7 protein-coding genes are annotated in these 5,715 nt (G+C 73.1%); 4 read left to right on the top strand and 3 right to left on the bottom strand.

From position 1 onward, the window contains the following. Positions 1-613: ATP-binding protein (locus VOI19_RS12850; RefSeq protein ID WP_323793357.1), on the top strand; the 613-nt coding region annotated here is incomplete at its 5' end. Between the two features lie 22 nt (positions 614-635). Here VOI19_RS12850 and VOI19_RS12845 read toward each other — a convergent pair. Together VOI19_RS12845 and VOI19_RS12840 are read right to left on the bottom strand one after the other, a co-directional pair. Beyond that, complete coding sequence (locus VOI19_RS12845) at positions 636-1,514, bottom strand: hypothetical protein (RefSeq protein ID WP_323793356.1); 879 nt, start codon at positions 1,512-1,514, stop codon at positions 636-638. Between the two features lie 66 nt (positions 1,515-1,580). Further along, a complete protein-coding gene (locus VOI19_RS12840) occupies positions 1,581-1,859 on the bottom strand; it encodes a DUF3072 domain-containing protein (protein WP_323793355.1) in 279 nt (92 codons plus the stop codon). Between the two features lie 223 nt (positions 1,860-2,082). Here VOI19_RS12840 and VOI19_RS12835 point away from each other — a divergent pair, with 223 nt between their 5' ends. Next, positions 2,083-3,354, top strand: coding sequence for an HNH endonuclease (locus tag VOI19_RS12835; RefSeq protein ID WP_323793354.1), 1,272 nt, complete (start codon positions 2,083-2,085; stop codon positions 3,352-3,354). A 23-nt stretch (positions 3,355-3,377) separates the two neighbouring features. Here the strand turns inward: VOI19_RS12835 and idi are convergent, their stop codons facing one another. Further along, a complete protein-coding gene (gene idi, locus VOI19_RS12830; protein WP_323793353.1) occupies positions 3,378-3,944 on the bottom strand; it encodes an isopentenyl-diphosphate Delta-isomerase in 567 nt (188 codons plus the stop codon). A gap of 125 nt (positions 3,945-4,069) precedes the next feature. Here idi and VOI19_RS12825 point away from each other — a divergent pair, with 125 nt between their 5' ends. Then, a complete protein-coding gene (locus VOI19_RS12825) occupies positions 4,070-4,921 on the top strand; it encodes a UbiA family prenyltransferase (RefSeq protein ID WP_323793352.1) in 852 nt (283 codons plus the stop codon). Continuing rightward, a partial coding sequence (locus VOI19_RS12820; protein ID WP_323793351.1) for an NAD(P)/FAD-dependent oxidoreductase occupies positions 4,918-5,715 on the top strand: 798 nt, incomplete at its 3' end. The genes VOI19_RS12825 and VOI19_RS12820, both read left to right, overlap by 4 nt.

Genomic DNA, 5,715 nt, shown 5'->3' with positions numbered 1-5,715 from the left:
CCGAGGCACGTTCAGCATCTCGACACGCCCCGAGCTGCTGGCGCCCCTGCTCGCCGATGCCGTCGCCCCCCTGGTCTCCCTCGCGCGCCAACGTTGCGTCGAGCTGACCCTCACCCCGGTCTCCGAGAGCGCGCTGTGCGACGGGGACCGGGTGATCCAGGCAGTGGTCAACCTGGTCGGCAACGCTCTCAAGTTCACTCCGTCCGGCGGTGCGGTCACGGTGTCGACGTCGGACACCGACCAGGGCGTGGTCGTCGCCATCACCGACACCGGCCGCGGGATCCCTGCCCACGAGCTGAGCTCGATCTTCGAGCGCTTCCACCAGGTGCGGACCGGCGACGACCGCCGGCACGTCGGCGCCGGCCTGGGACTGACGATCACCAAGCACATCGTCGAGGCCCAAGGCGGACGCCTCTGGGTCGAGAGCACGGTCGGCGTCGGCTCGACGTTCAGGTTCACGCTTCCTCACGTCGTCGAGGAAGCCGAGCAGGCGGCCACCGCTCCACCGGAGGCGGTGAGTGACCTGTCTGCCCAGGCCGAGGCTGCCGAGGCTGGTGATGGGGAGGCTGGTGAGGGGGAGACCCCGGCCACCGGCGACCGGGTCCGCGGCTGAGCCGTGGCTCGTCCGCGCCGGCTCACTCGCCCAGCAGAGGCTCCAGAGCGGCCAGCTCGTCGCGCGTGAGGTGGCTGGGATTGGCAGCGAACGGGCTGCGCAGCACCTCGATGTCACGCAGCGCCCGGTGGTGCTGGACGGCGTGCTTGGGCACGATCTTGGGCAGCAGCTGGAGGTCGACGCGGGCCAGGTAGTCAGCGCGGGCCTTGGCCTTGCGGTCGACCCAGAAGTCGCTGGTGGCCGACGCCGCCTCGCACGAACCTGTCACCGTGCCCCGCGCGACGAAGCCCGACGGGCAGTCCGGAGCGTTGCCGCCGACCCAGAGCAGCACCCGCTGGCCGGCCTCCATCAGGGCGGAGCGGTAGTTGTGCGCGACCGTCCAGTCGTCGTGGCCGCGACCGCCCTCGGCGATCCAGCGGCGCAGGTCCCACACCCGCGGGTTGGCGGTGAGAACCCAGGCGCCCAGCTCGGCCTTGGTGACGACCGGTCCGGTCTCGGCGCGCTGCGGGGCCGTCACCTTCCAGCCGCCCTCGTCGCGACGGATCACCCCGGCCTCGGCGAGCGCCACGAAGACCTCGTTGCGCAGCGGGTTGAGCCGCTGACCTCGACGGGCGTCGGCGTACCCCAGGAGCAGCGCCCACCACTCCTGGACCTCCTGCTCGACCGAGGCGACCGGCGCCTTGGAGGCCCGGCGGGGCGGCTTGATGCGCTGCACGTAGGTCGCGGTGGCGGCGAGCAGCTCCTCGGCGTCCTCGGGGGCGAGCCTGGCCAGCCGCAGTCGCGGCTCCCCGCTCCCCTCGCCGGCGGCGACCTCGGCAGCCTCGGCCGCGCGCACCAGCAGGCCCTTCACGTCGTCGAGCTGCTTGGTCTCGTGCACCGCGTCGCGCGGCTCCTCAGTCACGACCGTGACTCTACGGACCTGACCGACCTGCGGGCTCATCGCGGCGCAGACCGGCGATCGCGACCCTCAAGCGCGGTCGGACGCCGACTGCAGCCGGTCGATCTCCTCCGACGCCTCGGCCTTCGTCAGGTCGGCGCGCAGGGTCTCGCCGGCCTCGCGGGCGAGGGTGTCGAGGTAGCTGCGCTGGGCCCCGGTCATCGGCTCGTTGCCGGTCACCCAGGTCTCGGGGTCCTTCTCCACGGTGCTGCCGTCATCGGGGTCACCGGGAGCGGCGCCGATCGTGGCGTCTGGGTTGCTCTCGTCGGGGGTGGCGTGGCGGTCATCGTTCGAATGGGTGTTCGACATGCCTCCACGCTACGTCGCGGCCTCGGCCCGCGGACCCCTCCCAAGGGTGAGACCTGCGAGGCCTCTTGCCGCGAACCGCTCGCTACGGGCGAGGACGTCGGCAAGCGGGATGCGGCCGGTCATCTCATCAACCCAGGTCAGTGCGTGCCGACCCGGAAGAACCCTCTGCGCCGGTTGCGTTTGGGCCTCGCCATTGTCGGCGGACAGGATTATAATCGAACACATGATCGATGTTGCTGAGATTCAGGCGCAGGTGCGGGACCTCCCCACCGCTGCACTGAGCGACGTCGACCGCGTCGATCTGATCCGCAGCCTCGAAGAGCTCGCGTGCATCGTCGAGGCCGCACAAGCCGCGCTGACCGCGGACTTCGCCGAGTCCCAGGTCGCCAAGGCCAAGGACGCCGGCGTTCCTGCCGAACGCCGTACGCGTGGGATCGCCGGCCAGGTCGCCCTGGCTCGTCGCGAGTCGCCGCACCGCGGACAACGCCACCTAGGGCTCGCGATGATCCTGCGCGACGAGCTCCCCTACACCTGGGCGGCGTTCCGAGACGGTCGGATCAGCGAGTGGAAGGCCACCCTGATGGCCCGCGAGACCGCCTGCCTGGCCCTCGAGCAGCGACTCGAGGTCGATGAACGGCTGGCCCGCGACCCGCAGGCTCTCGAGGCGATGGGCGACCGCGAGCTGGTCGGGAGGGCAGCACAGCTCGCCGCTGAGCTCGATGCTGCCTCGGTCGTCGAACGACGCCGTCGCGCCGAGCGGGAGCGCCGCGTCACCCTGCGCCCCGCACCTGACGTGATGTCGCAGCTGTCCGCCCTGCTGCCGGTCAAGGACGGCGTCGCGGTCTACGCCGCCTTGAAGTCGGCAGCCGACACCGCCGTGGGCACCGGCGACCCCCGCACCCGCGGACAGGTCATGGCCGACACGCTGGTCGCGCGCGTCACCGGTCGTGACCCACTCACCGACGACAGCGATCCCGGAGCCACCGTCAACGTGGTCCTGCCCGACACCGTCCTGACCGGACAGACCGAGGCGGGCGCCTGGGTCGAGGGCTACGGCCCCATCCCCGGCGACCTCGCCCGCGACCTCGCGGCCGGCGCCAGCTGGCTGCGCCGCCTCTACGCCGATGCCCACACCGGCGCCCTGGTCGCGATGGACTCCACGCGCCGCCTCGTGCCCCAGGGAATGGCGCAGTTCCTCCGCCACCGCGACCGGATCTGTCGCACCCCCTGGTGCGACGCCCCCGTGCGCCATGCCGACCACGTCGAAGCCGTCGCCGACGGCGGGCCCACCACGACCGCCAACACGCAAGGTCTGTGTCAGGCGTGCAACCACGCCAAGCAGGCCCGCGGCTGGACCGCCCGACCCAGACCCGGCCCGCACCACACCGTCGCGACCACCACTCCCACCGGACACACCTACACCTCGACCGCACCCCCGGCGCGCACCCGCACCTGGGTCGAGGTCGATCCCGGCACCTGGACCCTCATCGCGTGAGGCCAGGGCCTCCGCGGAGCGCGTCAGTCGGCCAACAGCCGCAGGGCATCCACCTGCGCCACGAGCCACGGGCTCAACGCCCACGGCGCCCGCTCGACCACGGAAAGCACGTCGGCTACCTCGACCCACACGAGCTCGGCGACCTCGTCGGGGTTCGGCGTCGGGGTACGACGGGTGGCCGCGAGGCGGGCGGTGAAGACGGGGCAGACCTCGTTCTCCACGACGCCGGCGGCATCGACCGCGCGGTAGCGGAAGTCGGGCAGCACCGGGGCGATCTCGTCGACGTCGAGGCCGAGCTCGTGGTCGGCGTGACGGCGCACGGCCTGCTCGAAGGTCTCGCCGGGGCGGGGATGGCCGCAGAAGGAGTTGGTCCACACACCCGGCCAGGTCTTCTTGCTGAGCGCGCGGCGCGTGATCAGCAGCCGACCGTCGTCGTCGAGCAGGTGGCACGAGAACGCCAGGTGCAGCGGGGTGTCGGTGCTGTGGACGGTGGCGCGAGGCGCCGTACCGATCGGCACCGCGTCGTCGTCGAGGAGCACGACGACGTCGAGCGTGGAATCAGGGCCGGCGGCCGGGTCATCGATGGACACGACACCACCGTAGGCGGCATCGTCGTCCACGCGCTGTCACCATCGGGGGTGAGGCGGTGCCCTGTCAGACGCAGCACGATGAGCGACCTACCGGAGGTGCGCGGTGAGTGCGAGGTGATTCCGAGATGAGCACGCCGCGGCCGTCCCTCGCGCCTGCGTCGACCGGGTCACCCGGGTCGGTGCTGAGCGGTCTGCTCGCTGCCGCGCACTTCGGCCCCACCGTCGCGGTCACCCTCATCACCGGCCTCCTCGCCGTCGCCGGCGACCTCAGCACCGCCCGGGTGGTCGTCGTGACCGCGGCCGTCTTCACCGGCCAGCTCACCATCGGCTGGGCCAACGACCTGATCGACGCCGACCGCGACCGCAGCGTCGGCCGCACCGACAAGCCGATCGCCTCGGGGCAGGTGCCGCAGTCGCTCGTGCAGGGCGCGCTCGCGACCGCTGCCGTGGCGTGCGTGATCCTCTCCGCAGCCGCCGGTTGGCGCACCGCGCTCGTGCACCTCGGCCTCGTCGTGGCGATGGGCCAGGCCTACAACCTCGGCCTCAAGGCGACCGTCTGGTCCTGGGTTCCGTACGCCGTGGCGTTCGGCTCGCTCCCGGCCGTCGTGTCGCTGGCGGCCGAGGATCCCGCGCTGGCCCCCTGGTGGCTGCTGGCTGCGGGCGCCACCCTCGGCGTCGGCGCCCACCTGCTCAACGCCCTGCCCGATCTCGTCGACGACGAGGCAACGGGCGTCCGCGGCCTGCCCCACGTGCTCGGGGCGCGCCACTCACGTCTGCTCGCCGCCCTCCTGCTCGCCGTCGCCTCCCTCGCCGCCGGACTCGGTCCGGCCGGTGCGCCGTCGGCCTTCGTTCTCGCCGGTCTCGCCCTGGGTGCGGTGCTGCTGGCCGTGACCGTGCTGGGCCGCGGACGCCTGCCCTTCCAGGCGGCGATGGCGCTCGCGCTCGTCGACGTCGTGCTTCTCGTGGCGGCCGGATGACCATCGCGGCCGACGACGCCTGGGACCTCGTCGTCGTCGGCGCCGGACCCGCCGGCGCCGCGACCGCCCTCGGTGCCCTGCACGCCGATCCCGCCCTGCGGGTGCTGCTCGTCGACCGCGCGACCTTCCCCCGCGACAAGTCCTGCGGCGACGGCGTCGCGCCGCACGTGCTCGACCTGCTCGCCGAGGTCGGCGTCACCGGCCTGCTCGACGACCGCACCCCGGTCCAGCGACTGCGCCTGGTGCGCGGCACCCGTGAGGTCGACCGCGTCATGGAGCGACCGGCGTACGTCGTGCCGCGTGCGGTCCTCGACGCCCGACTCGTCGACGCTGCGCAACGCGCCGGCGCAGTGCTCGTGCACGACCGCGTGCGCACGGTCACCTCGTCGGACTCCAGGCCCGCGTCCCTCGAGTTGCGCGACGCAGGGCGTCTCGAGGCCCCGGTGCTCGTCGGCGCCGACGGCGCCCACTCCGCCGTACGGCGTGCGGTCGGTCGCCACCCGGGACCGATGGCGCTGGCGATCCGCGGCTACGCCCCGGTCTCGTCCGACCGCCGCGGCGCGCAGGTGATCGCGTTCGGCACGGTGCGGCAGCCGGCGTACGCGTGGTCGTTCGACCGGGGCGACGGCCTCGCCAACGTCGGCTACGGCGAGACCCTGACCGGGGGCCGACCAGGCGCCACCCGCGCCGAGCTGATCGAGCGCCTCGACGAGCTGCTGCCCGGCGCGACCGCCGGTGCGACCGGCTGGGTGGGCCACCACCTGCCGCTCTCGCAGTCGGGCTGGCACCCGCCG

The sequence above is a fragment of the Nocardioides sp. genome (genome assembly GCF_034670285.1).
Taxonomy (GTDB): domain Bacteria; phylum Actinomycetota; class Actinomycetes; order Propionibacteriales; family Nocardioidaceae; genus Nocardioides.
Note: the sequence above shows the minus strand (reverse complement) of the source record. Positions and strands in the feature narration are given on the sequence as shown.

Bases quoted from the DNA above. Each gene is read 5' to 3' on its own strand.
- VOI19_RS12840 (WP_323793355.1), bottom strand. From the start codon at position 1,859: ATGTCGAACACCCATTCGAACGATGACCGCCACGCCACCCCCGACGAG.
- VOI19_RS12835 (WP_323793354.1), top strand. From the start codon at position 2,083: ATGATCGATGTTGCTGAGATTCAGGCGCAGGTGCGGGACCTCCCCACC.
- VOI19_RS12825 (WP_323793352.1), top strand. From the start codon at position 4,070: ATGAGCACGCCGCGGCCGTCCCTCGCGCCTGCGTCGACCGGGTCACCC.